Consider the following 24,975-nt stretch of genomic DNA (forward strand, 5'->3'; position numbering starts at 1 on the left):
GCCGGAGCTGCCGGGCGCCCCCTAGTGGGCGTCCTCGATGCCACCGAAGTGGTCCCAGCCGCCCTTGCTGGTCCAGGGCGCCCCGTCGACCGTCACCTGGGGCAGCGCCGACGGGTTGAGGACCTCGCCGATCACCTTCCAGCGGGCGGGCAGCTTCACGTCGGCCGGGAACGTGGCGACGATCGCGTGGTCCTCCCCCCCGGTGAGCACCCACTGCAGCGGATCCACGCCGACCGCCTGACCGATGTCGGACATCTGCGAGGGGATGTCGATGAGACCGGAGCGCAGATCGATCCGGACCTTGCTGGCCTCGGCGATGTGCCCGAGGTCGGCGACCAGCCCGTCGCTGACGTCCGTCATGGCGGTGGCGCCGAGCCCGGCGGCCGCGGGGCCCGCGTGGTACGGCGGTTCGGGGCGCCGGTGGGCCTCGACGAAGGCGCGCGGCGAGCGGAAACCGCGGGAGAGCACCGCGTACCCGGCGGCGGACCAGCCGAGCCAGCCGGTGACGGCGACGACATCCCCGGGGCGGGCGCCGGCCCGGGTGACCGGTTCGTGGTTGCGCAGATCGCCGAGTGCGGTGATCGCGACGGTGATGGTATCCCCGCCGACCACGTCACCGCCGACCACGGCCGCCCCCGCGACCTGGCATTCGTCACGGATGCCGTCCATCAGCTCGCCCGCCCACGTGACCGGGAGTTCGGCGGGGACGACCAAGCCGAGCAGCAGCGCGGTGGGCACGGCGCCCATGGCGGCGATGTCGGCGAGATTCTGCGCGGCGGCCTTGCGTCCGACGTCGTACGCCGTCGACCAGTCGCGGCGGAAGTGCCGTCCCTCCAACAGGATGTCGGTACTGGCCACGACCCTGCGGTCGGGAGCGGCCACGACCGCGGCGTCGTCGCCGGGGCCGAGCCGTACCGCCGAAGTGGTGGTGAGGCGGGAAGTGAGCTCCCTGATGAGCCCGAACTCCCCCAACTCGCCCACGGTTCCCTTCACCGAGTCTCACCTCTCATCTATCGCGCCGGACGGGCGTCCGGCCTGGATCGGCGGCCGGGGGCCGGGACCGTGGCCCGGCCGTCGGAAGCAGTCTGCTCCGGTTGTCGCCGGCATGCCTGTCCCCCATCCGGACCGCTGCACTTGCGGTCGCGAGCCGTCACTGCTGTCGGTACTGTCAAGAGATACGTCAACCGCTGCCATCCGTACGCCACGCGGTGGGACGTCATCCGGTCCGCAGGTCTCCCCGCGGCCCGCGGCAACGCGATACCGTGGCGTTTCTTTCCCCCACATGATCCTCGTGGCCGCCCTGGAGGTTCCGTGGTACAGGCGTACATCCTTATTCAGACCGAGGTGGGCAAGGCGTCGACCGTCGCCGAGACCATCACGAAAATCCCGGGAGTGATCCAGGCAGAGGACGTCACCGGCCCCTACGACGTGATTGTGCGCGCGCAGGCCGACACAGTCGATGAACTCGGACGCATGGTGGTCGCCAAGGTCCAGCAGGTGGAAGGCATCACCAGAACCTTGACCTGCCCGGTCGTTCATCTGTAGCCCCCTTATACGCTGGGCCGGTGACGTCTCTTCGCCGCCGGCTTCGCCGCCCCGTGTTCCTCGGCCCGTCCGCTGCCGTTCTGCTGCTGGCCGCGGCGGGCTGCTCTTCCACGGACACCTATGCGTCGATCACGGTTCCCACCCCGACGTCGGAAGCCGCAGCCTACTGCCGTGCACTGCACAAGGAGCTGCCGAAGACCGTCGCCGGACAGAAACGCTCCGACCCCGGACCGAAGTCGGAGCTGACCGCCGGCTGGGGGGACGGGGCGATCGTACTGCGCTGCGGGGTCGACCGGCCCGCAAAAATGGACGATCCGATGGCGAAGGGGACCGAGGCGGACGGCGTCAACTGGCTGCTGGAGCAACCGGAGGACGCCGGTCCGCGCTTCACCACCACCTATCGCAAGGCGTATGTCGAGGTGTCGCTCTCGACGGCGTACGCACATGACATGAGCCCGCTGGCGGCGTTCGCCGCTGCCGTCAAGAAGACGGTCCCCAGCAGCATCTAGAGAGTGTCCGCGCAGTCCGGCCCGGCGCCGGTGCGCACATCCGGCCCGGCGCTTCTCAGCGCAGGCCGGTCGGGCGGGTCAACGCCGCCTGGATCAGCCGGTCCACCAGCTCCTGGTAGCTCACGCCGCTCTCCTGCCACATCCGCGGGTACATGGAGATCGGGGTGAAGCCCGGCAGCGTATTGATCTCGTTGATCACGAAGCTGCCGTCCTCGGTGAGGAAGAAGTCGGCGCGCACCAGGCCCTCGCAGGACGCCGCCTCGAAGGCTTCGACCGCGAGCCGCTGGACCTCGGCCGTCTGCTCCTCGGTCAGCGGGGCGGGCACGATCCCGGACGCCGAGTCGATGTACTTGGCCTCGAAGTCGTAGAAGTCGTGCGCGGTGACCGGCGGGATCTCGGCGGGCACGCTGGCGCGCGGTCCGTCCTCGAACTCCAGCACCCCGCACTCGATCTCGCGGCCCCGCAGCAGCGACTCGACCAGGAACTTGGGGTCGTGGCGGCGGGCTTCCTCGATCGCCTCGTCGAGGCCGGAGAGGTCGTCGACCTTGGTGATGCCGATGGACGAACCTGCCCGGGCGGGCTTGATGAAGAGCGGCCAGCCGTGCTCACCGGCGAAGTCCACGATGCGCTTGCGGGCAGCGGAGCGGTCGGTGTCCCACTCACGGGGGCGGATCACGACGTACGGGCCGACGGGCAGCCCGAACGAGGTGAACACCCGCTTCATGTACTCCTTGTCCTGGCCGACCGCCGAGGCGAGCACACCGGCGCCCACGTACGGCACCCCGGACAGCTCCAGGAGCCCCTGGAGGGTGCCGTCCTCGCCGTACGGGCCGTGCAGGACGGGGAAGACGACGTCGACCTCGCCGAGCGCCTTCGGGACCGAGCCGGGCTCGCTGTAGACCACCTCGCGGCTGCCGGGGTCGACGGAGAGCACCACGCCGCCCTCGCTGGACTCGGCCAGTTGTGCGACGTCCGGCATCTTCCGGTCGGTGATGGCCATCCGCTCGGGCTCGTCGGCGGTGAGCGCCCAGCGGCCGTCCGTCGTGATGCCGATCGGCAGGACGTCGTACTTCGTCCGGTCGATGGCGTTCAGGACGGCACCTGCGGTGACGACCGAAATGCCGTGTTCGGAGCTGCGGCCGCCGAACACGACGGCCACACGCGGCTTGCGGAGCTGCTGCTCCGGGCTCTGGGGGAGGTTCTCGCTGCTCATATCGCGTTGAGCGTACCTGCTGGTACGAGTCACGTCAGCGCCCCCGGGGCCGACCCGCGTACGGAGCAGCCGCTCAGTGGCGCTCGGCCTTCGCGCTGCGCGACATCAGCTCGCCCAGTGCGACCATCGGCGGCTTGCCCTCGTGGACGATGGAGACGACCGTCTCCGTGATGGGCATGTCGACCTTGTGCCGGCGTGCCAGATCGAGCACCGATTCACAGGACTTGACGCCTTCGGCGGTCTGCTTGGTGACGGCGATGGTCTCTTCCAGCGTCATGCCGCGGCCGAGGTTGGTGCCGAAGGTGTGGTTGCGCGACAGCGGCGAGGAGCAGGTCGCCACCAGGTCGCCGAGGCCCGCGAGTCCGGAGAACGTCAGCGGGTCGGCGCCCATGGCGAGGCCGAGCCGGGTGGTCTCGGCGAGGCCGCGGGTGATGAGCGAGCCCTTGGCGTTGTCGCCGAGGCCCATCCCGTCGGCGATGCCGACGGCGAGACCGATGACGTTCTTGACCGCGCCGCCGAGTTCGCAGCCGACGACATCGGTGTTGGTGTACGGGCGGAAGTACGGGGTGTGGCAGGCGGCCTGGAGGCGACGGGCCACCGACTCGTCCTGGCAGGCGACGACGGCCAGGGCGGGGCGGCGTTCGGCGATCTCCTTGGCCAGGTTGGGGCCGGTGATGACGGCGATGCGGTCCGCGCCGACCTTGGTGACGTCCTCGATGACCTCGCTCATCCGCTTGGCGGTGCCGAGTTCGACCCCCTTCATCAGCGAGACCAGGACGGTGTCCGGTTCGAGGTGCGGGGCCCAGTCGGCGAGGTTGGCGCGCAGCGTCTGCGACGGCACGGCGAGCACGGCGAAGTCGGCGCCGCGCAGCGCCTCCGCGGCGTCCGTGGTGGCCCTGATGAATTCGGGGAGTTCAATTCCCGGCAGATAGTCGGGGTTGGTACGGGTCGTGTTGATCGCCTCGACGACATCGGCGCGACGGCCCCAGAGAGTGACCTCGCTACCGGCGTCGGCCAGGACCATGCCGAAGGCCGTACCCCATGAGCCGGTTCCGAAGACGGCCACTTTTACGGGGTGCGTCACTTGGGTCCCTTCCCTTCGGCCTTGCGCCGCTGTTCGGCACGTGCCTTGCGGTGGTCGTAGAGCTCGGTGGGGGCCTTCTCGCCGCGTACGACTTCGAGCTGGGCGGTGACGGCGGCCATGATGACCTCGGTCGCCTCACGCAGGACGTCGGGCGTCGGCTCCTTGTCGTAGAACCGGGAGAGGTCGACGGGCGGTCCGGCCTGCACCTGGAGTGTCTTGCGGGGGAAGAGCCGGAGCTTCTGCTCCTTGGCGTACGGCGGCATCGCCAGGTTGGCGCCCCACTGCGCGACGGGGATGACCGGGGCCTTGGTCATCAACGCGACGCGGGCGGCACCGGTCTTGCCGGCCATCGGCCACATGTCGGGGTCGCGGGTGAGGGTGCCCTCCGGGTAGAAGGCGACGCATTCACCGCGCTCGATGGCGTCGACGGCGGCCCGGAAAGCGTCCAGCGCATTGGTCGTCTCGCGGTACACGGGGATCTGTCCGGTGCCACGCAGCATCATTCCGACAAAGGGGGTCTTGAAGAGGCCCGCCTTGGCGAGAAGCCGCGGCACCCGGCCGGTGTTGTACTGGAAGTGACCGTAGGAAAGCGGGTCCAGATACGAGTTGTGGTTGACCGCAGTGATGAATCCGCCGTCGGCCGGGATGTGTTCCATTCCCCGCCAGTCACGCTTGAACAGAACCACCAGCGGCGGTTTTGCGATGACCGCCGCCAGGCGGTACCAGAAGCCGATTCTGCGGCGGGACACTCGGACACCTTCCTCTACGGACCTGACGTGCTGCCTGACTGTGGGCGGCCAATTGTGACCCCAGGCCCCTGCTCTGTCGAGAACACGGTACGCCCCGCCTCCGGGACCGACCCTCCGGGTTGTCGCACCGGCAGGCGAGAATGAGCGGCGATGTGCATCGAGGGGGAGATCGCCACGAACACCGACCCGACCGGCCTGTGGTCCCTGGTCGTCCCGTTGAAGCCGCTGGCACAGGGCAAGAGCAGGCTGACGCAGGCGGCCGGGGTCCTGCTGCGCCCCCGACTCGCCCTGGCCTTCGCCCAGGACACCGTGGCCGCCGCGCTGTCCTGCCGGGCCGTACGGGATGTGGTGGTCGTCACGGACGACCCGGTGGCCGCGGCGGCGCTCGCCGCGCTCGGGGCGCGCACCGTTCCCGACGAACCGGCCGCCGGGCTCAACGCCGCACTCGTCCACGGCGAGCGGGCGGTGCGCGACCGGCGGCCCGCCGCGTCGGTCGCGGCGCTCAACGCGGACCTGCCCGCATTGCGCCCCACGGAATTGGCCCAGGTCCTCGATTTCGCCGCCGAATTTCCCCGCGCATTTGTTACGGATGCGACGGGAATCGGCACGACATTTCTTTCGGCTTCATCCGGGGTGGAATTGCGTCCGGCTTTCGGTGGCCCGTCCCGGGCCCGACATCTTTCTTCCGGCGCGGTGGAAATCACGTCGGACGGTATCGATTCGGTCCGCCAGGACGTGGACACCGGCGACGATCTGCGGGCCGCCGTGCGACTCGGGGTGGGCCCGTACACCGCGGACCGCTGGGCCGCGGGCGCGCCCGCGCGGGACCGATAGGCTGCCGTTCATGCAGGCGACCTCGTACACGTACGACCCCGAGACCCGCACCGGCAGTGTGCTCCTCGACGACGGCACCCCGATGGAATTCGACGCCCCGGCCTTCGACGCGGGCGGCCTGCGGCTGCTGCGCCCCGGGCAGCGGGTGCGGATCGAGGTCGCGGGCGAGGGTGCCGGCCGGCGGATCACCCTCGTGACGCTGCAGACGTTCTGAAGGACGCCTGGGACCATCGGGCCCCTCCGGCAGCGGGCCGGGCCCCGAACAGCCCGCGGGCCGGGCTCCCCATGGGGAGCCCGGCCCGGCGCGTGTGAGTAGCCCTGCGCTGCTCGGTCTCACTTCTTCCGCGCGACGGCCTTCTTGGCCGTGGTCTTGCGCGCCGTGGTCTTCTTCGCGGGCGCCTTCTTCGCCGTGGCCTTCTTGGCGGGCGCGGTCTTGACGGCCGTGGTCTTCTTCGCCGCCGCAGCCGTGGTCTTCTTGGCCGCCGTGGCCTTCTTGGCCGCCGCGGTGGTCTTCTTCGCGGCGGTCTTCTTGACCGCCGCGGTGGTCTTCGCCGCGGTCACGGCCTTCTTGGCGGTGACCTTCTTCGCCGTGGCCTTCTTGGCGGCGGCCTTCTTGGCGGCGGCCTTCGTGGTCGTACGGGTGGAAGGACCGCCCGAGAGGCTGCCCTTGGGCGCCTTCTTCACGGCCACATCGTGCTTGGGGAGCTTCTTCGAGCCGCTCACCAGGTCCTTGAAGCCCTGTCCCGCGCGGAAGCGGGGCACCGAGGTCTTCTTGACCCGTACGCGCTCACCCGTCTGCGGGTTGCGGGCGTAGCGAGCCGGACGGTCGACCTTCTCGAACGAGCCGAAGCCGGTGACCGAGACACGGTCCCCGGCGACAACGGCACGGACGATCGCGTCGAGTACCGCGTCGACAGCGTCTGCGGCCTGCTGGCGGCCGCCGACCTTGTCGGCAATCGCTTCTACGAGCTGCGCCTTGTTCACGTCTTCCCCTTCGGAGACATTGCCAGAACGAAAGTGTTCAAGCGTTTTCGCACGTTAGGCAGATATATACCGCAAATCAAACACGAAACGGGCTAATCACCCTAGTGCCGCAACGAAGTCGACCGCTGCGCAGTTCCGCAGAGTCAGTCACCTTCGGGGAATCGGCCCTCATCGAGGTCCTTCATCAACCGGTCCAGACGCCTTGCCGCATCCGGTAGATCGTGCTTCGCCGCGGCCGTGACGACCAACAGCTTCCGGGACAGCGCCATCCTTACGCCCTCCGGGACTTGCAGTGCGCGCACTCTTGCGTGCGCTTCCTTCAATTGGTCGGCGACTTGGCCGTAAAGCTTGAGTTGGCTGTCGCGTTCCATGCACCGATTGTGCCATCTGGGGCGAGTTGTCGCCCGACGGGGTCTCAACAAGCGACTGCGCCCTCTACCAGAAGGCAGAGGGCGCAGTACTGGAAACGCGCTGCTCAGGCGTCAATTGTACGCGGCTTGAAGGTCGGCCTTGCCGCCTCATAAGTCGCGATGTCCGCTTCGTTCTGAAGGGTGAGGCTGATGTCGTCCAGCCCGTTCAGCAGTCGCCAGCGGGCGTTCTCGTCGAGCTCGAAGTCGGCGGTGATGCCCTCGGCGCGGACCTGGCGCGCCTCCAGGTCGACGCTGATCTCGGCCTTCGGGTCGGCCTCGGTCAGCCCCCAGAGCGCGTCGACCACCTTCTGGTCGAGCACGACGGTCAGCAGGCCGTTCTTCAGCGAGTTGCCGCGGAAGATGTCGGCGAACCGGGAGGAGATGACGGCCTTGAAACCGTAGTTCTGCAGGGCCCAGACGGCGTGTTCGCGGGACGAACCGGTACCGAAGTCGGGACCCGCCACCAGGACCGTGGCGCCGTCCCGCTCGGGGCGGTTGAGGACGAAGTTCTCGTCCTTGCGCCAGGCCTCGAAGAGTCCGTCCTCGAAGCCGTCGCGGGTGACCTTCTTCAGCCAGTGGGCGGGGATGATCTGGTCGGTGTCGACGTTGCTGCGGCGCAGCGGGACGGCCCGGCCGGTGTGTGCGGTGAAAGCTTCCATGATTCTCAGACTCCGGCGGACGTACGGGCGTCGGACAGGTCGGCCGGCGAGGCCAGGTGGCCCAGCACGGCGGTGGCGGCGGCGACCTGCGGGGAGACCAGGTGAGTACGGCCGCCCTTGCCCTGCCGGCCCTCGAAGTTACGGTTCGAGGTCGAGGCGGAGCGCTCGCCGGGGGCCAGCTGGTCGGGGTTCATACCGAGGCACATCGAGCAACCCGCGTGCCGCCATTCGGCGCCGGCCGCGGTGAAGACCTTGTCCAGGCCCTCCTCGACGGCCTGCAGGGCGACCCGGACCGAGCCGGGGACGACCAGCATCCGTACGCCGTCGGCGACTTTGCGGCCGTCCAGGATCGAGGCCGCGTTACGCAGGTCCTCGATGCGGCCGTTGGTGCAGGAGCCTACGAAGACGGTGTCGACGTCGATCTCGCGCAGCGGCTGCCCGGCAGTCAACCCCATGTATTCCAGGGCCTTTTCGGCGGCGTTCCGCTCCGAGGCGTCCTCGTAGGAAGCGGGGTCGGGGACGTTCGCCGACAGGGGCGCACCCTGGCCGGGGTTGGTGCCCCAGGTGACGAACGGGGCCAGTTCTGCGGCGTCGATGACGACCTCGGCGTCGAAGACCGCGTCCTCGTCCGTGCGCAGCGTCTTCCAGTACGCGACGGCGGCGTCCCAGTCCTCGCCCTGCGGGGCGTGGTCGCGACCCTTCAGGTAGTCGAACGTGGTCTCGTCCGGGGCGATCATGCCGGCCCGGGCGCCCGCCTCGATCGACATGTTGCAGATGGTCATCCGGGCTTCCATCGAGAGCTTCTCGATGGCGGAGCCGCGGTATTCGAGGATGTAGCCCTGGCCGCCGCCGGTGCCGATCCGGGCGATGATCGCGAGGATCAGGTCCTTGGCCGTCACGTCGTCGGGCAGTTCGCCGTCGATGGTGATCGCCATCGTCTTCGGACGGGCCAGCGGCAGCGTCTGGGTGGCCAGCACGTGCTCGACCTGGCTGGTGCCGATGCCGAATGCCAGCGCGCCGAACGCGCCGTGCGTGGAGGTGTGGGAGTCGCCGCAGACGACAGTGGTGCCGGGCTGGGTCAGCCCCAGCTGCGGGCCGACCACGTGCACGACGCCCTGCTCGACGTCGCCCAGCGGGTGCAGCCGTACGCCGAACTCCGCGCAGTTCTTGCGCAGCGTCTCCAACTGGACGCGGGAGACCGGGTCGGCGATGGGCTTGTCGATGTCGAGGGTCGGGGTGTTGTGATCCTCGGTGGCGATGGTGAGGTCGAGGCGCCGCACCCGGCGTCCGGCCTGACGGAGGCCGTCGAAGGCCTGGGGGCTGGTCACCTCGTGCAGCAGGTGCAGATCGATGAAGAGGAGGTCGGGCTCACCTTCGGCGCGCCGGACGACATGGTCGTCCCAGACCTTCTCCGCGAGTGTCCTACCCATCGCTTTCCCTCCGGCCGGCATCTTCGCCGGCCCAACTAGAGATTTCGGTGCGCCGCCGTCCGGACCCCCGTGCGGGGCGGTGGCTTCGGGCCGTTGTGTGGCCGCCCCTACAGGTTCGCAACTTCTGCGGAAAATTGAACTTGCGTTTCACAGAGTGAGACGCGAGTATCGTCGTATGGACAACTCTAGCGGCGTCGGCGTTCTCGACAAGGCAGCTCTGGTATTGAGCGCCCTGGAGTCCGGTCCGGCCACCCTCGCCGGGCTGGTCGCGGCGACCGGGCTCGCACGACCCACGGCCCATCGACTGGCCGTGGCACTGGAACACCACCGGATGGTGGCGAGGGACATGCAGGGCCGTTTCATCCTCGGCCCGCGGCTGGCGGAGCTCGCGGCCGCGGCCGGCGAGGACCGCCTGCTGGCGACGGCCGGCCCGGTGCTCACACACCTGCGTGACATCACCGGCGAGAGCGCGCAGCTCTACCGCAGGCAGGGCGACATGCGGATCTGCGTGGCGGCCGCGGAGCGGCTGTCCGGACTGCGGGACACCGTGCCGGTCGGCTCCACGCTCACCATGAAGGCCGGCTCGTCGGCCCAGATCCTGATGGCCTGGGAGGAGCCGGAGCGCCTGCACCGCGGCCTCCAGGGCGCCCGCTTCACGGCGACGGCACTCTCCGGCGTCCGGCGGCGAGGCTGGGCCCAGTCGATCGGCGAGCGGGAGCCGGGCGTCGCCTCGGTCTCGGCGCCGGTGCGCGGCCCGTCGAACCGGGTGGTCGCCGCCGTCTCGGTCTCCGGACCGATCGAGCGGCTGACCCGCCACCCGGGCCGGATGCACGCCCAGGCGGTCATCGACTCGGCCGCGCGGCTGAGCGAGGCCCTGCGCCGCAACGGCTGACGTACTCGTTTTCCCCTGATCCGAAAGGCCGCCCCAGCGTCGTGGCGGCCCTGCTCAGCCCTTTCGCTCCGTGACCGAGCGATGCGCGAGACGATCCGCCGCGCGACGGCCCCGCCCCTCGACGGGCAGCACACCGGTCACCGCAGCCAGTCCGTACGGCGGCATGTCGGCGTAGATCGATTCGTACGCCCCCTCGGGTGCGATGTACGTCTCGTGCCACAGCCCCACGTGCTGCCTGGACTTCTTCTCCTTGCGGTTCATCATCGCCCAGGCCTTGCGGTGGAACATGTCGGGAGCGCTCGCGTACGCGTACAGCTTCTCCTTCGACTCCCAGTACTGGACGACGTAGTACGTCCTCGGCGACCCGGTGAGCAGTGTGTAGCCGAGCAGTCCGCGACTCCTGTCCCGGCTCAACTCCCGCAGCATGCGCGGCATTGCGGCGAGGACCGGCAGCCAGTGGTGCACGCCCCAGAAGTGGTTGATGCGCATCCCGATGAGCAGCACGACCACCTCTCCCTCGGCGGCCGCGGTCGTCCGCCCAGGTATCGGCTTCGCAAACATGCAGTGCCCCCTGTCTCGTGGCCAATCGTTGGAGAGCGTCACTATCCAATGATTGGATAGTGACACTGCCCAAGGGGCGGCGCAAGGGAAGGCACCGGACATGCGACTGTCGGAACTGAGCAAGCGGAGCGGCGTCACGACCGCGACGATCAAGTACTACCTGCGTGAGGGGCTGCTGCCGCCCGGTGAACGCGTCAGCGCGACCCAGGCCGAGTACGACGAGAGCCATCTGCGCCGGCTCCGTCTGGTGCGGGCACTGATCCAGGTCGGCCGCCTTCCGGTGGCAACGGCCCGCGAAGTACTGGCACATGTCGATGACGAGTCCCTCGGCCGGACGATCCGCCTCGGCGCGGCGCTGTGGTCCCTGCCGCACGGCCCGGAGCCGGACGAGGACGCCCCGGAGACGGCCGTGGCACGCCACGAGGTCGACCGGCTTCTCGACCGGCTCGGCTGGGCGTTCGTACAGGAACTCGGCTCACTGGACCCCGTACATCGCGCACTTGTCGCGTCGATGGCCACTCTCATCAGGCTCGGCTACCCCTGTGACATCGAGTACTTGGCGGAGCAGGCCCGCCTCATGGAGCAAGTGGCCGTCCACGACCTGGACATGATGGAGTCCTATCCGGCGGGCGCGGAGCAGGTGGAGATGGCGGTCGCCTCGGTGGTGCTCTACGAGCCGCTGCTGCTGGCGCTGCGCAGACTGGCCCAGGAGGAGGAGTCGGCCCGGCGGTACGGCCTCTGACCAGAGCGGGTCCCCGCGCACAACGGGCCCTGGACATACGACTAAAGGCCCTTCACCGAAGTGAAGGGCCCTTGGTTTTCTGCTCTGTTGTACCCCCGACCGGATTCGAACCGGCGCTACTGCCGTGAGAGGGCAGCGTGCTAGGCCGCTACACAACGGGGGCGCGATACTGCATCTTGCGCTGGGCTACCAGGACTCGAACCTAGAATGACGGTACCAGAAACCGTAGTGTTGCCAATTACACCATAGCCCATGGTGTTACAAGTACCCCCGACCGGATTCGAACCGGCGCTACTGCCGTGAGAGGGCAGCGTGCTAGGCCGCTACACAACGGGGGCCCTAGCGATCCTGCATCGAGATCGTGGGTGCGACCCAGATGATCTCGCGGGAAGGATCTGTACCCCCGACCGGATTCGAACCGGCGCTACTGCCGTGAGAGGGCAGCGTGCTAGGCCGCTACACAACGGGGGCGTGTTTTACAGATGAAGCTCTGCGCTGGGCTACCAGGACTCGAACCTAGAATGACGGTACCAGAAACCGTAGTGTTGCCAATTACACCATAGCCCACCAAAACTCAACCCCCAGAAGGGATTTTGTTCGGCTTGCGCTTCCCGGCCGGATCTTTCGGCCCGCTCGGGCGGCGCAGGAAGAACATTACCTGAAGGTGTCCGACGCTCCAAAACGGGTATTGCCCGCCAACAGTCCGGGGAGCTGATCAAGGCCGGTGATCCGGACCAGCTCGGGCCGTCCGCCACGCCCGTCCCGGTCCAGCCAGACCCCTTCCAGTCCGGCCGCCACCGCCCCACCGGCATCGATGTCCGGGTGGTCGCCGACGTACACGACGTCCTGCGGCGCCAGCCCGAGCGCGTCGCAGGCGGCGTGGAACGCCCCGGCCTCGGGCTTGGAGATGCCGAGCTCCACCGCGCACACCACGGCCTCGAAGCGGTCCCGCACGCCTAGGGTGCGCAGTTTGCGGTCCTGGTTGTGGATGCTGGAGTTCGACAGGACGGCATGCCGGTAGCGGCCGGCCAGCAGGTCCAGAGCCGGCACCGCATCCGGGAAGAGCGCCCAGGCGGCCTCGTAGTGGACGACGTGCCGGCCGAACCAGTCGTCGGCCTCCGCGTCCGTCAGCGACCGCCCGAGGAACGCGCGGACCCGGTCCCGGCGCTGCCCCTGGAAGTCGGTCTCCCCCGCGGCGAGACGCGCCCACTGGACGTCGGTGATGGCCCGCCATGCCTCGAGGGCCTGCTCGACGGACGCGTATCCGCCGGGCAGACCCTCGCTCGCCAGATGTTTGCGCATACCGACACGGTCGGCGCCCGTGTAGTCGAAGATCGTGTCGTCGATGTCCCAGATCACGGCTCGGATCGGCATGAGGCCACGCTACCGCTCAGCCGGGGCTCAGCCACATGGAAGGGGGCGGCCACCGGAAAGAACCGGTGGCCGCCCCCTTCGGGCGTGCAGGAGACGCTTACGCAGCCAGCTTCGCCAGTGCCGCGTCGATCCGGGCCACGGTCTTCTCGCGGCCCAGGATCTCAAGGGACTCGAAGAGCGGCAGACCGATCGTGCGGCCGGTGACGGCGACGCGCACCGGGGCCTGGGCCTTGCCGAGCTTCAGGCCGTGCTCCTCACCGGCGGCAAGGATCGCGTTCTTGAGCGCCTCGGCGTTCCACTCGGACTCGATCAGCTTGGCCCGGGCGGTGACGAGCAGGGCGTCGGAGCCCTCCTTCATCGCCTTGGCCCAGGACGCCTCGTCCTCGACCGGCTCGTCGAGGAAGAGGAAGTCGACGTTGGCCGTGATGTCCGAGAGGACGGTGACGCGGGTCTGGGCGTAGGGGGCGATGGCCTCGAACCGGGCGGCGTCGAAGGCCTCCGGGGCCCAGGGGGCGAACGGAGCCTTCAGCCAGGGGCCGCACGCCTCGGTGAAGGTCTTCACGTCGAGCATGCGGATGTGCTCGGCGTTGATGTGCTCGCACTTCTTCAGGTCGAAGCGCGCCGGGTTGGCGTTGACGTCCTTGATGTCGAACGCGGCCACCATCTCCTCGATCGAGAAGATGTCGCGGTCCTCGGCGATCGACCAGCCCAGCAGGGAGAGGTAGTTGAGCAGCCCCTCGGGCAGGAAACCGCGCTCGCGGTAGAGGTTGAGCGAGGCCTGCGGGTCACGCTTGGAGAGCTTCTTGTTGCCCTCGCCCATGACGTACGGGAGGTGACCGAAGGCGGGGGTCCCCTTGGCGATGCCCAGCTCGATGAGCGCCTTGTAGAGGGCGAGCTGGCGCGGGGTGGAGGACAGCAGGTCCTCGCCGCGCAGGACGTGGGTGATCTCCATCAGCGCGTCGTCGACCGGGTTGACCAGCGTGTAGAGCGGGGCTCCGTTGGCCCGGACGATGCCGTAGTCCGGCACGTTCTCCGGCTGGAAGGTCAGCTCGCCGCGGACCAGGTCCGTGAAGGTGAGCGCCTCGTCGGGCATCCGGAAGCGGACGATGGACGTCCGGCCCTCGGCCTCGTACGCGGCGGTCTGCTCGGCGGACAGGTCGCGGCAGTGGCCGTCGTAGCCGGACGGCTTGCCGGCGGCGCGGGCGGCGTCGCGGCGGGTGTCGAGCTCCTCGGTGGTGCAGTAGCAGTGGTACGCGTACCCGCCGGCGAGAAGTTTCGCGGCGACGTCCTTGTAGATGTCCATGCGCTGCGACTGCCGGTACGGGGCGTGCGGGCCGCCGACCTCGGGTCCCTCGTCCCAGTCGAAGCCGAGCCAGCGCATCGAGTCGAGCAGCTGGTCGTACGACTCCTCGGAGTCGCGGGCCACGTCGGTGTCCTCGATACGGAAGACCAGGGTGCCGCCGTGGTGCCGGGCGAAGGCCCAGTTGAAGAGGGCGGTGCGGACCAGGCCCACGTGGGGGTTGCCGGTCGGGGAGGGACAGAAACGTACGCGGACGCTTGTGTTAGCCACGCTTGATCACCTTGTTGGTGAGAGTGCCGATGCCTTCGATGGAGACGGCGACCTCGTCGCCGACATGCAGGGGTCCGACCCCTGCCGGAGTGCCGGTGAGGATCACATCGCCCGGGAGCAGCGTCATGGCCTCCGTGATGTGGACGACCAGATCCTCGATGGAGCGGATCATTTCGCTCGTACGGCCCAGTTGACGTTGCTCGCCGTTGACCGTGGTCTGAATGGCGAGGTCGCTGGGGTCGAGGTCGGTCTCCACCCAGGGGCCGAGCGGGCAGGACGTGTCGAAGCCCTTGGCCCGGGCCCACTGCTTCTCGCGCTTCTGGGCATCGCGGGCGGTGACGTCATTGGCGCAGGTGTAGCCGAGGATGACGTCCTTGACGCGCTCACGCGGCACTTCGCGGCACATCCGGCCGATGACCACGGCCAGCTCGGCCTCGTAGTGCACTTCGTTGGAGAAGGAGGGGTACTCGATGGCGTCCCCGGAGCCGATCACCGACGTGGTGGGCTTGAAGAAGGCCACCGGTACGTCCGGGACCTCGTTGCCGAGTTCCGCGGCGTGTTCCGCGTAGTTGCGACCGATGGCCACGATCTTGTTGGGGAGCACGGGCGGCAGCAGTCGGACCTTGCTCAGCGGGACCTTGGTGCCGGAGAGCTCGAAGTCGGCGTACGGGATGCCCTTGATGATGTCGAGGACGAGGTCACCGGAGTCGACGGTGCCGTCGCCCTCAACCGCGCCGAAGGCGACATTGCCGTCGATGGAGAACCTGGCGATGCGCACGGGATGCTGTCGCCCCTCACTTGCTGGCTGGCTGAAGACTGACGCCCCAGGCTAACGCGGGTGAGGGGGACAATCGCGCGCATTACTCGGCGGTGGCGGCCATGGCAGGGGCTTCCATCAGGATGGTGCGACGCGGGTTGGCCGTCTGCGTCGGCAGGTCGACGGCGTGCTCCGGCTGATCCGGCGTCTGCAGCGCTTCGGCGTCCTTGAGGTGCGCCAGCGTGGTGCGCCGGGGGTTGGCAATGTTGCGGAACATCATCGTCGTCTTCATCTGCCGTTAAGACCCTGTCGGTATGGGCGCCGCCCGGAGGGGCGCCGGTTGTCGGATTTGCCATCCCTGTAAAGCGTCAGGCTAAACATCCAATTCCCTCCGGATCCCCGGAAGAGGCGACGATCATCATGTGAGTTTGCTCACGAAGTAGTCGACAATTACCCCATTCCGGGCGCTCGATCTTGATCGAAGAAACGGACATTGCATCACTGAATGAACCATTCCGCTGCTGATCATGTCGACTGGGACACCCCTCACCCCCACCACATGCGCCCGCAATGAACCTGTTTGCCCGTAAACACTCTCTACGACTTGTCACCTCTCCATCACAACGAGTCACTCCGGTCACAGCGTCACGCGGGGGCCTTGTTGGAGATCCGGCACTGTGCTGGAATTCCACGAACCGCCGCGGGTTTCAGGCCGGCGCGCAGGGGCGCAACGCAGCGCCGAGTGGCGGCGGGAAGGGGAAGAGCGCCGGTCACTCACGACCACCATGGGGCGGGAAAAACGCCCCACGACGCCGACACCGTCCCGCCCGTCTACGCGGGGGGACGCCTGGTCCAGAGGTTGCGACGCTAGTGCAGGGACGTTTCAAGAGGGATGGCAGCGCGGCGGCGGAACAGGAGCCGCACGGCGGGACCGACCGCGGTTCCTCGCCCCAGCACGCCCAGAACCCCGGACCGGCCGCGGCCGGCGACGCCGGCGAGCGCTCCCCGCGCTCGGCCGTCACGGCGAGCAGCAGCGCCGGTCCGATCACTCCACTCAAGCCCCGGGGCCCCGTCAACACGGGCTCGCGAATCGCTCTTCGCAACTGGCGCATCAGTACGCGCCTGGTCTCGCTGCTCGCTCTTCCTGTAGTCGCCGCGACCACCCTGGGTGGCCTGCGTATCAACGACTCCATGAACGACATCCAGCAGCTGGATCACATGCAGCTGCTCACCCAGATGACCAAGCAGGCGACCACGCTCGCCCAGGCGCTCCAGGAGGAGCGCGACCGGTCGGCCGGTCCGCTGTCCAACGGGGTCAAGGCCGACGAAGCCAAGATCGCCGAACCGCGCAAGAGGACCGACCGGGCGAAGGCCTCGTTCTTCGACGCCACGACCGGGATCAGCAACACCGGCGGCGACGAGGCCCTCGAAGGCATCTACGCGAGCGTTCAGCAGATCGCCGGCCAGCTCGGACAGATCCGTGACATACGCAAGGAGGCGTATGCGAAGGGCAGCCCGAGCCTCCAGACCGTCGATGCGTACAGCCAGTTGATCACCTCGCTGCTGAGCCTCTCCCAGGACATGGCGCAGGCGACCAGCAACCCCGAGATGATCAAGCGGACCCGTGCCCTGGCGGCGTTCTCCTCCGCCAAGGAGTACGCGTCGGTCCAGCGTGCGATCATCGCCGCGGCGCTACCGGGTGGCGGTGGCCAAAAGGGATCGCACCTCGACCAGAACGACCGGCAGTTCGGCCGCGCCGCCCTCCACAAGGAGACGCTGGCGCTGAGGTCGTTCACCGTGACCTACACGGCCACGGGACAGAACGCCGAGGAACTGACGGCGACACTGGAGAACGGCAACCCGGAGATCAAGGCCGCCGACAGCTACGCGGAGAAGGTGCTGGACAGCCCCACCGGCATGGCGGGCACGGAGCCGCGTTCGTACCTGGACTGGTACGACCAGAGCTCCAACAAGATCCAGGCGATGAAGAACATCGAGGAGATCCTCCTCAGCGACATGGATAGCAAGGCTCGCGAGCTCCGCGACGCGTCGCAGCGCGAAGCCATCATCAGCGGTGCGCTCATCCTGCTGGTGCTCGGTGTCTCGCTGGTCGGCGCCTTCGTCGTCGCCCGGTCCATGATCCGTTCGCTGCGGCGGCTGCAGGACACCGCGACCCGGGTCGCCCAGGACCGTCTGCCGGAGCTCGTCAAGCAGCTCTCCGAGGCGGACCCGCAGGACGTCGACACCTCGGTCGAGTCGGTCGGTGTGCACTCCCGTGACGAGATCGGCCAGGTGGCCGCGGCCTTCGACGACGTGCACCGCGAGGCCGTCCGCCTCGCCGCCGAACAGGCGCTGCTGCGAGGCAACGTCAACGCGATGTTCACCAACCTCTCGCGGCGTTCGCAGGGTCTCATCCAGCGTCAGCTCTCCCTCATCTCCGAACTGGAGTCGCGCGAGGCCGACCCGGACCAGCTGTCGTCCCTCTTCAAGCTCGACCACCTCGCGACCCGTATGCGCCGTAACGGCGAAAACCTCCTCGTCCTCGCGGGCGAGGAGCCGGGCCGCCGTTGGACCCGCCCCGTGCCGCTGGTCGACGTTCTCCGCGCCGCCGCCTCCGAGGTGGAGCAGTACGAGCGCATCGAACTGGCCGCGGTGCCCGCCACCGAGGTCGCCGGCCGAGTGGTCAACGACCTCGTGCACCTGCTCGCCGAGCTGCTGGAGAACGCCACGTCGTTCTCCTCTCCGCAGACGAAGGTCCGGGTCACCGGTCACGCACTGCCCGACGGCCGGGTGCTCGTGGAGATCCACGACACCGGTATCGGCCTCTCCCCCGAGGACCTCGCGGCGATCAACGAGCGGCTTGCTTCGCCGCCCACCGTGGATGTCTCGGTCTCGCGCCGCATGGGTCTGTTCGTGGTCGGCCGGCTGTCCCTGCGTCACGGCATCCGGATCCAGCTGCGGCCGTCCGACTCCGGTGGCACGACCGCGCTGGTCATGCTCCCTGTCGATGTCGCGCACGGCGGCAAGCAGCCGGCACCGAAGCCGGCCGCGGGTCAGCAGCGCGCCGGTGGCAACGGCGCCGTTGCCGGCACCGGCAACCGGCCGGGCCTCGGCGCGGCTGCCGGTGCGCAGCGTGGACAGGTCGGTGCGGGCTCCGGTCCGCGGGCCGCACTGCCGGCGCGTGACGGCGGCGGTCCTCGCCAGCCGCAGAACCAGCAGGGCCAGCCGAATCAGCAGGGCCAGCCGCAGCCGAACCAGCAGCGTCAGCAGAACGCCGGGTTCCAGAGTGCTGGGCTCTCCGGCACCGGTCCGCAGGACTTCGCGCGGCAGGAACCGCCGCGTCAGGGCGGTGGGCTCCCCGGCGCCCTCGGCGGCGCACGGCTCGGCGCACCGGGCGGCCAGGGCGATCCCGGCCGTACGGAGCAGGGTCAGTCCAACCTGTTCGGTCAGAGCCGGCCGGGGCAGTACGACCAGCCCGGTCAGCCCGGCCACCAGAACGGTCCGGCCGGACGGCAGGCGCCGCAGCCGCAGCAGGCCCGGCACAACGCCCCCGACAGCCAGGGCGGCTTCCAGCAGTCCGGCGGCCCGGGCATCCCCGGCCGTCAGCTGCCGCCCGTCGGTGGTCCCCGTGCCGAACTGCCCGGTGGCAACCCGCAGCCGCAGCGCGCGCAGACCACCAGCTGGGGCACCGAGAACCCGTCGGTGCCGCGGCGCAATCCGCTCGACGCCCCGCGCGGTCACGAGGAGCCCGAGTCCACCGGCCAGTTCCAGCGGCCGATGAACCCGGCCATGGGCCAGCGTCCCCCGCTGGACGACCGGCAGGGCCCCGGCTCCACCGCCGAGTTCGCCCGCCCGGACTTCTCGGCACCGGCCCCGCAGGCCCACCCCCCGCAGCACCAGGACCCGGCGGGCACCGCGCAGTTCGCCCGTCCGGACTTCGGCCGTCCGCAGCCGTCGCAGGACCAGGGGCTGCCGGCTCCGCGTCCGCGCGGCCGGGACGACGAGGACTTCCGTGCCCCGCGTCCGGCCACCGCTCCCACGGGTGAGGCGCAGTACCGTCCGGTCCTGCCGCCGCAGCCGCAGTCCGAGGCGCTGCCTCCGGCGGGCCCCGGGGACGGTCGTACGCCGCTGTACGACACCCTGGAGACGAACTGGTTCCACGGCCCGCAGCAGGGCGGTCAGCAGCCGCCCGCCGGGCCGCAGGCGCCGTCCGTCCCGCAGCAGACCCCGCAGGACCGTCCCGCTGCACCGATGCCGCGTCGCGGTGCGGGTGACGCGGGCGCCACCACAAGTACCTGGCGTACCTCGCCGAACGACGAACTCGTCCGGCAGGCGGAGCGGGCCAAGAAGCCCGCAGCAGGCGGAATCACCACTTCCGGTCTGCCTCGCCGGGTGCCGCGTGCCAATCTGGTGCCGGGCACCGCCCAGCAGCAGAGTCACCAGTCGGGACCTCAGGTTTCGCGTGCGCCCGATGATGTGCGCGGGCGACTGACCAATCTCCGCCGGGGTATCCAGCAGGGTCGGCAGGCCAACAACGGCTCGTCGACCGGCAGTTTCCCACTCGGCCCCACTCACCAGCAGGAGCGTTAGTTGAGCCCGATGAGTCAGGCCGCACAGAATCTGAACTGGTTGATCACCAACTTCGTGGACAACACCCCTGGGGTGTCGCACACGGTGGTGGTGTCTGCCGACGGACTCCTGCTGGCCATGTCCGAAGGATTCCCGCGGGACCGTGCCGACCAGTTGGCGGCCGTCGCTTCCGGGCTGACCTCGCTGACCGCGGGCGCCTCCCGGATCTTCGAGGGCGGCGCCGTCAGCCAGACCGTGGTCGAGATGGAGCGCGGGTTCCTCTTCCTGATGTCCGTCTCGGACGGCTCCTCGCTGGCCGTTCTTGCCCACCCGGACGCCGACATCGGTCTGGTCGGGTACGAGATGGCCCTGCTGGTCGACCGCGCGGGAACAGTACTGACCCCCGATCTCCGCGCCGAGCTCCAGGGCAGCCTGCTCCACTGAGGCGGCCATGAACCGGTGACCGACGCGATCCCCCCAGGTACCGCACTCCCACCCTCGACCGTCCGGCCGCTTCAGCCCCCCACCGGCCCCTTCAGACGGCAAGCCGACACCAAGCTGTCACGCCCGGAGGATTCATGACCCCGCCACCCGCCTCACCCGATCCGTACGGCGCACTGCACCACGCGTCGTACGAAGGTGAAGGCGATCAGCCGCTGGTCCGTCCGTATGCCATGACCGGCGGCCGGACCCGGCCGCGCTACCAGCTCGCCATAGAGGCGCTGGTATCGACCACGGCCGACCCGGCGCACCTGGGGACGCTGCTCCCGGAGCACCAGCGGATCTGCCACCTCTGCCGTGAGGTCAAGTCGGTGGCCGAGGTGTCGGCGCTGCTGTCGATGCCGCTCGGTGTGGCCCGGATCCTTGTCGCGGATCTGGCGGAAGCCGGCATGGTGGCCATCCACCAGCCGGGCAACGGAGAGGCCGGCGGCGCGCCGGATGTGACACTGCTCGAAAGGGTGCTCAGTGGACTTCGCAAGCTCTAGCGGCGGTGCGGCCCGAGCCACTACCTCCGCAAAGATCGTGGTGGCGGGTGGCTTCGGCGTGGGTAAGACCACGTTCGTCGGTGCCGTTTCGGAGATCAACCCGCTGCGTACAGAAGCCGTGATGACGTCCGCGTCGGCGGGCATCGACGATCTGACGCACACAGGCGGCAAGACCACCACGACGGTGGCCATGGACTTCGGCCGTATCACCCTGGACCAGGACCTGATCCTGTACCTCTTCGGTACGCCCGGTCAGGACCGGTTCTGGTTCATGTGGGACGACCTGGTCCGCGGCGCGATCGGCGCCGTCGTCCTCGTCGACACCCGGCGTCTCGCCGACTGCTTCCCGGCCGTCGACTACTTCGAGAACAGCGGACTGCCGTTCGTCATCGCCCTCAACGGCTTCGACGGACACCAGCCGTACACCCCCGACGAGGTGCGCGAGGCCCTGCAGATCGGCCCCGACGCCCCCATCATCACGACGGACGCCCGCCACCGCGGCGATGCGAAGAGCGGCCTGATCACGCTGGTCGAGCATGCGCTGATGGCTCGGCTCAAGTAGCCGTAGGCTCGCCGCAAGTCGGTATGGGGATACGGAAGTTGCTGTAGTCGCACGGGGGTGGACTGTGTCCTTCGACACGATCCGCCCCCGTATTCATAACGTTTCGACAGAGAATTACTCCGGCTTCAACACCCGATGCATTCGCCTGGTGTCGCTGTGCTCACACGAGCCCCGCCTTTTGACGGGGCTCGCTCTTTATGCCCGTTTTATCTGAGGCTTGGACCACTCGGAATGGCTGATTCCGACTGTTTGGAACGCAGCCGGTCCCCGTGCTGCAATTCGACGAAACTCCCGAGTAGTACGGCCCTGAACGAAAAACGGCACAGCGTAGGTGCCGACGCCGAGAGGTTGTTGGTCGAGTGAGGCGTAGCAACGAGGGCTCCGCGGCGCAGCAGGAGCGGGGCAACTTCACCCCGCCGCCGCGCAGCGCGGCGCCAACCGCCGAAGTGTCCGAAGAGGCACCGGCCGGCGGCAGCACGAGTCGGCTGTCCCCGCGCAACTGGCGGGTGCCCACCCGGCTGAACGCGATCCTTCTGATCCCTGTCCTGGTCGGCCTGATCATGGGCGGCTTCCAGGTGAAGGGGTCGATCGACACCTGGAGAGAGGCACAGGACGCCGAGAAGACCGCGCTGATCGTGCGCGCGGCCTCGGAGTACGGACAGGCACTGCTCAACGAGCGTGACCTCTCCGCCCAGCCACTGCTGTCGAACAAGCGCGACGCGGCCGCCGTCGACCAGGTGTACGCCACCACGGACGCGGCCGCCGCCAAGTTCGACGAGGCCGTGCAGGGCATGCCGAAGAAGGAGGGCCTGCAGCGCCGTCTCCAGCTGTTCAAGCAGGAGGAGCCCAAGCTCCCGGAGCTGCGCAAGGCCGCCTATGCCGAGGCCATGGACCCGGTGAAGACGGAAGAGGGCTACGTCAGGGTCCAGCACTCCCTGATGGAGTTCTGCAACGAGCTCGGCCTCGGCACCGGCAACATCACCAGCTACGGCCGCACGGTCTACGCGATCGAGCTGGCCAAGGCCGCAGAATCGCTTCAGCGCTCCATCGGAATGCACCTGCTCGTGCGTCCGAGCCAGGAGGGCGCCAAGTTCGGTGCCCAGGTCAAGGCCTTCGGCTCGTACAACTACCTGGAGCAGATCGCACTTGGCGAGTACGTCTCCGGTGGTACGGAGGCCGACTCGGTCCGCCTGAAGCAGGTCATGACCGCCAAGGCGGCCGAGGGCGCAAAGAAACTGAAGGCCGCCAAGGCGCAGGCGGACGCGGCAGGTGTGCCGTTCGTCGCGCCGCCCAGCATCGACGGCTCGGTCTTCGACGGAATGGCCCAGCAGATCGGCCTCGGCAAGTCGCCCGAGGAGCTGGCGGCGAAGGGCATCACGCCCGACACCTGGATGGCTGCCTCCACCGCCAAGTTCGACGGCTACACCACGGTCGAGGAAGAGCTCGTCGACAAGGCGGTGACCGAGGCCGCGAACATCTCGTCCAGCGCCAAGACCGACGCCATCGTCAACGCTGCCATCGTGCTGATCGCGCTGCTGGCCGCCTTCGTCCTGGCCGGCCTCGTGGCCCGCCAGATGAGTCGCGCGATGCGTCAGCTGCGTACCGCCGCCTTCTCGATCGCCGAGCAGCGGCTGCCGATGCTCGTCGACCAGCTGTCGCGGACCGAGCCGGGCCGGGTCGACACCCGCGTCCAGCCGATCCCGATCACCACCCGGGACGAGATCGGCGAGGTCGCCCGCGCCTTCGACCAGGTGCACCGCGAGGCGGTTCGGCTGGCTGCCGAGCAAGCCATGCTGCGAGGCAACGTCAACGCGATCTTCACCAACCTGTCGCGCCGCAACCAGTCGCTGATCGAGGGCCAGCTGACCCTCATCACCGACCTGGAGAACAACGAGGCCGACCCGGACCAGCTGGAGAGCCTCTTCCGGCTGGACCACCTGGCCACCCGTATGCGCCGCAACGGCGAGAACCTCCTCGTCCTCGCCGGCGAGGAGCCGGGCCGCCGATGGAACCAGCCGGTTCCGCTGGTCGACGTCCTGCGGGCCGCCTCGTCCGAGGTGGAGTCGTACGAGCGCATCGAGCTCTCCGGCGTTCCGGAGACCGAGATCCACGGCCAGGCCGTCACCGACCTCGTGCACCTGCTGGCCGAGCTGCTGGAGAACGCCACCACGTTCTCCTCGCCGCAGACCAAGGTCCGCGTCACCGCGACCCGGCTGCCGGACAGCCGCGTGATGGTCGAGATCCACGACAAGGGCATCGGCCTCACGGCCGAGGACTTCGCGGACATCAACCACAAGCTGGCCAACCCGCCGACGGTGGACGCCGCGGTGTCCCAGCGGATGGGTCTCTTCGTGGTCGGCCGGCTCGCCGACCGGCACGGCATCCGGGTCCAGCTGCGCCCCTCGGGCGAGCAGGCCGGAACCACCTCGCTGGTCATGCTGCCGGACGCGATCACGCACGGCGGCGGAGGCGAGCTCGAACCGATCGCCGCCCAGCAGGACGACTTCACGGTCTCCTCGATCATCCCGCGGCAGCAGGCCTTCGAACCGCTTCCGCACCAGCCCCAGATGCGTACGGCGGCGGAGCTCGGCTTCGACGACTCGCGTTACGAGGACCCGGCGGTCGACCCCGCGCAGCTGGACCCGGTGGGCCGTTCGCTGATGCGTGAGGAACGCCGGGCCGCGCTGGAGGCCCAGACGGGCGGCGAACGCCCGCAGTTCCAGGAAGACGCGTTCCAGGGCAATGCGTACCAGGACGCCGCCTACGCCGAGGACACGTACGCACAGGACCCGCAGCAGGAGCAGTACCCGCAGGCGGCGTACGACAGTTCCTACGACACGTACAGCGGCGACAGCGGCTACGCCGAGCAGTCCGAGTACCCGTCGCAGGGCGGCTATACGGAAGCGGCATATGCCCCTGCCGAGAGCGCTCAGCGGGGCTACGAGGACCAGTTCGCCGCCCAGCCCCACCAGGAAGAGTGGGCAGATCAGGGCGCGTACCAGGGTGCGTACGAGCCCATATCGCAGGCCGAACCGGAATCTGTCCCGAGCGCTCCCGCCGAGCCGCAGGAGCGCGTAGGCTTCGACCGTTCGGGTCCCACCCCGAACGTCGGCCGCGAGATGACCGATGCCGGTCTGCCGCGCCGGGGCGGTCAGCAGCACTGGCAGCCCACGGGCCGCGGAAACGACCAGTCCGTCGCAGCACAGCAGCAGCCGCAGCAGCAGGAATTGCCGCAGCGGCCGTCGCCCGCGCCGCAGGACGGGAACGGCTCCGACGACTGGCGCTCGACGAACGACGAGCGCTGGGAGCGGGCCGAGAAGCTCCGGGAGCCGAAGGCGGGTGGGGTCACCCCGTCCGGACTTCCCCGGCGAGTGCCCAAGGCCAATCTGGTCGAGGGCACGGCGGAGCAGACCCAGCAGGGCGGCCCTCAGGTCTCCCGCGCCCCTGAGGACGTCCGGGGCAGGTTGAGCAACCTGCGACGGGGCATTCAGCGGGGACGTAACGCTGGTTCGGACACAAGTAATACCTACAACCAGGAGCGTTAG

At 69.0% G+C, this 24,975-nt stretch carries 24 protein-coding genes and 5 tRNA genes; 11 read left to right on the forward strand and 18 right to left on the reverse strand.

Features of this window, described 5'->3' with window-relative positions; all coding sequences use genetic code 11:
- Positions 1-21 precede the first annotated feature (21 nt).
- Positions 22-993, reverse strand: a complete 972-nt coding sequence (locus ACWCP8_RS19015; RefSeq protein ID WP_352263112.1) for a thiamine-phosphate kinase — start codon at positions 991-993, stop codon at positions 22-24.
- Positions 994-1,311: 318 nt separating this feature from the next.
- Here ACWCP8_RS19015 and ACWCP8_RS19020 point away from each other — a divergent pair, with 318 nt between their 5' ends.
- Entirely contained in the window at positions 1,312-1,545 is a 234-nt protein-coding gene (locus ACWCP8_RS19020; protein ID WP_030928667.1) for an Lrp/AsnC family transcriptional regulator, read from the forward strand.
- Positions 1,546-1,565: 20 nt separating this feature from the next.
- Positions 1,566-2,054, forward strand: coding sequence for a DUF3515 domain-containing protein (locus ACWCP8_RS19025; protein WP_451117033.1), 489 nt, complete (start codon positions 1,566-1,568; stop codon positions 2,052-2,054).
- A gap of 55 nt (positions 2,055-2,109) precedes the next feature.
- Here the strand turns inward: ACWCP8_RS19025 and ACWCP8_RS19030 are convergent, their stop codons facing one another.
- The 3 genes from ACWCP8_RS19030 to ACWCP8_RS19040 form a co-directional block, all read right to left on the reverse strand.
- Entirely contained in the window at positions 2,110-3,267 is a 1,158-nt protein-coding gene (locus tag ACWCP8_RS19030; protein ID WP_352263108.1) for a D-alanine--D-alanine ligase family protein, read from the reverse strand.
- Positions 3,268-3,340: 73 nt separating this feature from the next.
- Positions 3,341-4,351 carry an NAD(P)H-dependent glycerol-3-phosphate dehydrogenase gene (locus tag ACWCP8_RS19035; protein ID WP_352263106.1) on the reverse strand — a complete coding sequence of 337 codons (1,011 nt, stop codon included), beginning with the start codon at positions 4,349-4,351 and terminating at the stop codon, positions 3,341-3,343.
- Positions 4,348-5,100, reverse strand: coding sequence for a lysophospholipid acyltransferase family protein (locus ACWCP8_RS19040; protein WP_352263105.1), 753 nt, complete (start codon positions 5,098-5,100; stop codon positions 4,348-4,350). Before ACWCP8_RS19040 ends, ACWCP8_RS19035 begins: the two co-directional genes overlap by 4 nt.
- Before the next feature lie 150 nt (positions 5,101-5,250).
- On the opposite strand from ACWCP8_RS19040, the gene cofC reads away from it, so the two are divergent.
- Both cofC and ACWCP8_RS19050 read left to right on the forward strand, forming a co-directional pair.
- The gene (gene cofC / locus ACWCP8_RS19045; protein WP_352263103.1) at positions 5,251-5,934 is read left to right on the forward strand and encodes a 2-phospho-L-lactate guanylyltransferase; all 684 of its coding nucleotides are present in this window, start codon (positions 5,251-5,253) and stop codon (positions 5,932-5,934) included.
- Positions 5,935-5,944: 10 nt separating this feature from the next.
- On the forward strand, positions 5,945-6,148 hold the full coding sequence (locus ACWCP8_RS19050) for a hypothetical protein (protein WP_352263101.1): 204 nt from the start codon (positions 5,945-5,947) through the stop codon (positions 6,146-6,148).
- A gap of 119 nt (positions 6,149-6,267) precedes the next feature.
- Here ACWCP8_RS19050 and ACWCP8_RS19055 read toward each other — a convergent pair whose 3' ends face one another.
- The 4 genes from ACWCP8_RS19055 to leuC all read right to left on the reverse strand — a co-directional run bounded on the left by ACWCP8_RS19055 (position 6,268) and on the right by leuC (position 9,417).
- The gene (locus ACWCP8_RS19055) at positions 6,268-6,918 is read right to left on the reverse strand and encodes an HU family DNA-binding protein (protein ID WP_352263099.1); all 651 of its coding nucleotides are present in this window, start codon (positions 6,916-6,918) and stop codon (positions 6,268-6,270) included.
- Positions 6,919-7,061: 143 nt separating this feature from the next.
- Entirely contained in the window at positions 7,062-7,289 is a 228-nt protein-coding gene (locus ACWCP8_RS19060; protein ID WP_030978727.1) for an SCO5555 family protein, read from the reverse strand.
- Positions 7,290-7,393: 104 nt separating this feature from the next.
- Positions 7,394-7,987, reverse strand: coding sequence for a 3-isopropylmalate dehydratase small subunit (leuD, locus tag ACWCP8_RS19065; protein WP_451117037.1), 594 nt, complete (start codon positions 7,985-7,987; stop codon positions 7,394-7,396).
- A 5-nt stretch (positions 7,988-7,992) separates the two neighbouring features.
- The gene (gene leuC / locus ACWCP8_RS19070; RefSeq protein WP_352263096.1) at positions 7,993-9,417 is read right to left on the reverse strand and encodes a 3-isopropylmalate dehydratase large subunit; all 1,425 of its coding nucleotides are present in this window, start codon (positions 9,415-9,417) and stop codon (positions 7,993-7,995) included.
- Positions 9,418-9,592: 175 nt separating this feature from the next.
- On the opposite strand from leuC, the gene ndgR reads away from it, so the two are divergent.
- Positions 9,593-10,309, forward strand: a complete 717-nt coding sequence (ndgR, locus tag ACWCP8_RS19075; protein WP_030928691.1) for an IclR family transcriptional regulator NdgR — start codon at positions 9,593-9,595, stop codon at positions 10,307-10,309.
- A 54-nt stretch (positions 10,310-10,363) separates the two neighbouring features.
- On the opposite strand, the gene ACWCP8_RS19080 is transcribed toward ndgR, so the two are convergent.
- Positions 10,364-10,870 (reverse strand): DUF4188 domain-containing protein, encoded by a 507-nt coding sequence (locus tag ACWCP8_RS19080; RefSeq protein ID WP_326817818.1) that lies wholly within the window; start codon positions 10,868-10,870, stop codon positions 10,364-10,366.
- A gap of 100 nt (positions 10,871-10,970) precedes the next feature.
- On the opposite strand from ACWCP8_RS19080, the gene ACWCP8_RS19085 reads away from it, so the two are divergent.
- Positions 10,971-11,612: a MerR family transcriptional regulator gene (locus ACWCP8_RS19085; RefSeq protein ID WP_352263095.1), complete on the forward strand. Its 642-nt coding sequence runs from the start codon at positions 10,971-10,973 to the stop codon at positions 11,610-11,612.
- Between the two features lie 90 nt (positions 11,613-11,702).
- Here ACWCP8_RS19085 and ACWCP8_RS19090 read toward each other — a convergent pair.
- From ACWCP8_RS19090 to ACWCP8_RS19130, 9 genes are all read right to left on the reverse strand, one after another.
- A tRNA-Glu gene (locus tag ACWCP8_RS19090) sits at positions 11,703-11,775 on the reverse strand.
- Positions 11,776-11,793: 18 nt separating this feature from the next.
- Positions 11,794-11,865: transfer RNA gene (locus ACWCP8_RS19095), tRNA-Gln, on the reverse strand.
- A gap of 12 nt (positions 11,866-11,877) precedes the next feature.
- Positions 11,878-11,950: transfer RNA gene (locus ACWCP8_RS19100), tRNA-Glu, on the reverse strand.
- Between the two features lie 60 nt (positions 11,951-12,010).
- A tRNA-Glu gene (locus ACWCP8_RS19105) sits at positions 12,011-12,083 on the reverse strand.
- A gap of 24 nt (positions 12,084-12,107) precedes the next feature.
- Positions 12,108-12,179: transfer RNA gene (locus ACWCP8_RS19110), tRNA-Gln, on the reverse strand.
- Between the two features lie 87 nt (positions 12,180-12,266).
- Positions 12,267-12,986, reverse strand: coding sequence for an HAD family hydrolase (locus tag ACWCP8_RS19115; protein ID WP_382835814.1), 720 nt, complete (start codon positions 12,984-12,986; stop codon positions 12,267-12,269).
- A 97-nt stretch (positions 12,987-13,083) separates the two neighbouring features.
- Entirely contained in the window at positions 13,084-14,556 is a 1,473-nt protein-coding gene (gene gltX / locus ACWCP8_RS19120) for a glutamate--tRNA ligase (RefSeq protein WP_352263092.1), read from the reverse strand.
- A complete protein-coding gene (locus tag ACWCP8_RS19125) occupies positions 14,549-15,334 on the reverse strand; it encodes a fumarylacetoacetate hydrolase family protein (protein ID WP_451117041.1) in 786 nt (261 codons plus the stop codon). Before ACWCP8_RS19125 ends, gltX begins: the two co-directional genes overlap by 8 nt.
- Before the next feature lie 82 nt (positions 15,335-15,416).
- Positions 15,417-15,605 (reverse strand): hypothetical protein, encoded by a 189-nt coding sequence (locus tag ACWCP8_RS19130; protein WP_267001453.1) that lies wholly within the window; start codon positions 15,603-15,605, stop codon positions 15,417-15,419.
- A 578-nt stretch (positions 15,606-16,183) separates the two neighbouring features.
- On the opposite strand from ACWCP8_RS19130, the gene ACWCP8_RS19135 reads away from it, so the two are divergent.
- From ACWCP8_RS19135 to ACWCP8_RS19155, 5 genes are all read left to right on the forward strand, one after another.
- Positions 16,184-19,903: a nitrate- and nitrite sensing domain-containing protein gene (locus ACWCP8_RS19135; protein ID WP_451117043.1), complete on the forward strand. Its 3,720-nt coding sequence runs from the start codon at positions 16,184-16,186 to the stop codon at positions 19,901-19,903.
- 9 nt (positions 19,904-19,912) lie between these two features.
- Positions 19,913-20,326: a roadblock/LC7 domain-containing protein gene (locus ACWCP8_RS19140; protein WP_024495006.1), complete on the forward strand. Its 414-nt coding sequence runs from the start codon at positions 19,913-19,915 to the stop codon at positions 20,324-20,326.
- Between the two features lie 134 nt (positions 20,327-20,460).
- Complete coding sequence (locus tag ACWCP8_RS19145) at positions 20,461-20,868, forward strand: DUF742 domain-containing protein (RefSeq protein ID WP_030978706.1); 408 nt, start codon at positions 20,461-20,463, stop codon at positions 20,866-20,868.
- Positions 20,849-21,430, forward strand: a complete 582-nt coding sequence (locus ACWCP8_RS19150; RefSeq protein ID WP_326605939.1) for a GTP-binding protein — start codon at positions 20,849-20,851, stop codon at positions 21,428-21,430. The genes ACWCP8_RS19145 and ACWCP8_RS19150 overlap by 20 nt, the downstream gene beginning before the upstream one ends.
- 359 nt (positions 21,431-21,789) lie before the next feature.
- Entirely contained in the window at positions 21,790-24,975 is a 3,186-nt protein-coding gene (locus ACWCP8_RS19155; RefSeq protein WP_451117045.1) for a nitrate- and nitrite sensing domain-containing protein, read from the forward strand.

This window comes from Streptomyces sp. NPDC002206 (assembly GCF_053593595.1).

Excerpts from the sequence above, each read along its gene's own strand:
- ACWCP8_RS19030 (WP_352263108.1), bottom strand. The coding sequence starts at position 3,267 with ATGAGCAGCGAGAACCTCCCCCAGAGCCCGGAGCAGCAGCTCCGCAAG.
- cofC (WP_352263103.1), top strand. The coding sequence starts at position 5,251 with ATGTGCATCGAGGGGGAGATCGCCACGAACACCGACCCGACCGGCCTG.
- ACWCP8_RS19050 (WP_352263101.1), top strand. The coding sequence starts at position 5,945 with ATGCAGGCGACCTCGTACACGTACGACCCCGAGACCCGCACCGGCAGT.
- ACWCP8_RS19060 (WP_030978727.1), bottom strand. The coding sequence starts at position 7,289 with ATGGAACGCGACAGCCAACTCAAGCTTTACGGCCAAGTCGCCGACCAA.
- leuD (WP_451117037.1), bottom strand. The coding sequence starts at position 7,987 with ATGGAAGCTTTCACCGCACACACCGGCCGGGCCGTCCCGCTGCGCCGC.
- leuC (WP_352263096.1), bottom strand. The coding sequence starts at position 9,417 with ATGGGTAGGACACTCGCGGAGAAGGTCTGGGACGACCATGTCGTCCGG.
- ndgR (WP_030928691.1), top strand. The coding sequence starts at position 9,593 with ATGGACAACTCTAGCGGCGTCGGCGTTCTCGACAAGGCAGCTCTGGTA.
- ACWCP8_RS19080 (WP_326817818.1), bottom strand. The coding sequence starts at position 10,870 with ATGTTTGCGAAGCCGATACCTGGGCGGACGACCGCGGCCGCCGAGGGA.
- ACWCP8_RS19085 (WP_352263095.1), top strand. The coding sequence starts at position 10,971 with ATGCGACTGTCGGAACTGAGCAAGCGGAGCGGCGTCACGACCGCGACG.
- ACWCP8_RS19115 (WP_382835814.1), bottom strand. The coding sequence starts at position 12,986 with ATGCCGATCCGAGCCGTGATCTGGGACATCGACGACACGATCTTCGAC.
- ACWCP8_RS19130 (WP_267001453.1), bottom strand. The coding sequence starts at position 15,605 with ATGAAGACGACGATGATGTTCCGCAACATTGCCAACCCCCGGCGCACC.
- ACWCP8_RS19140 (WP_024495006.1), top strand. The coding sequence starts at position 19,913 with ATGAGTCAGGCCGCACAGAATCTGAACTGGTTGATCACCAACTTCGTG.
- ACWCP8_RS19145 (WP_030978706.1), top strand. The coding sequence starts at position 20,461 with ATGACCCCGCCACCCGCCTCACCCGATCCGTACGGCGCACTGCACCAC.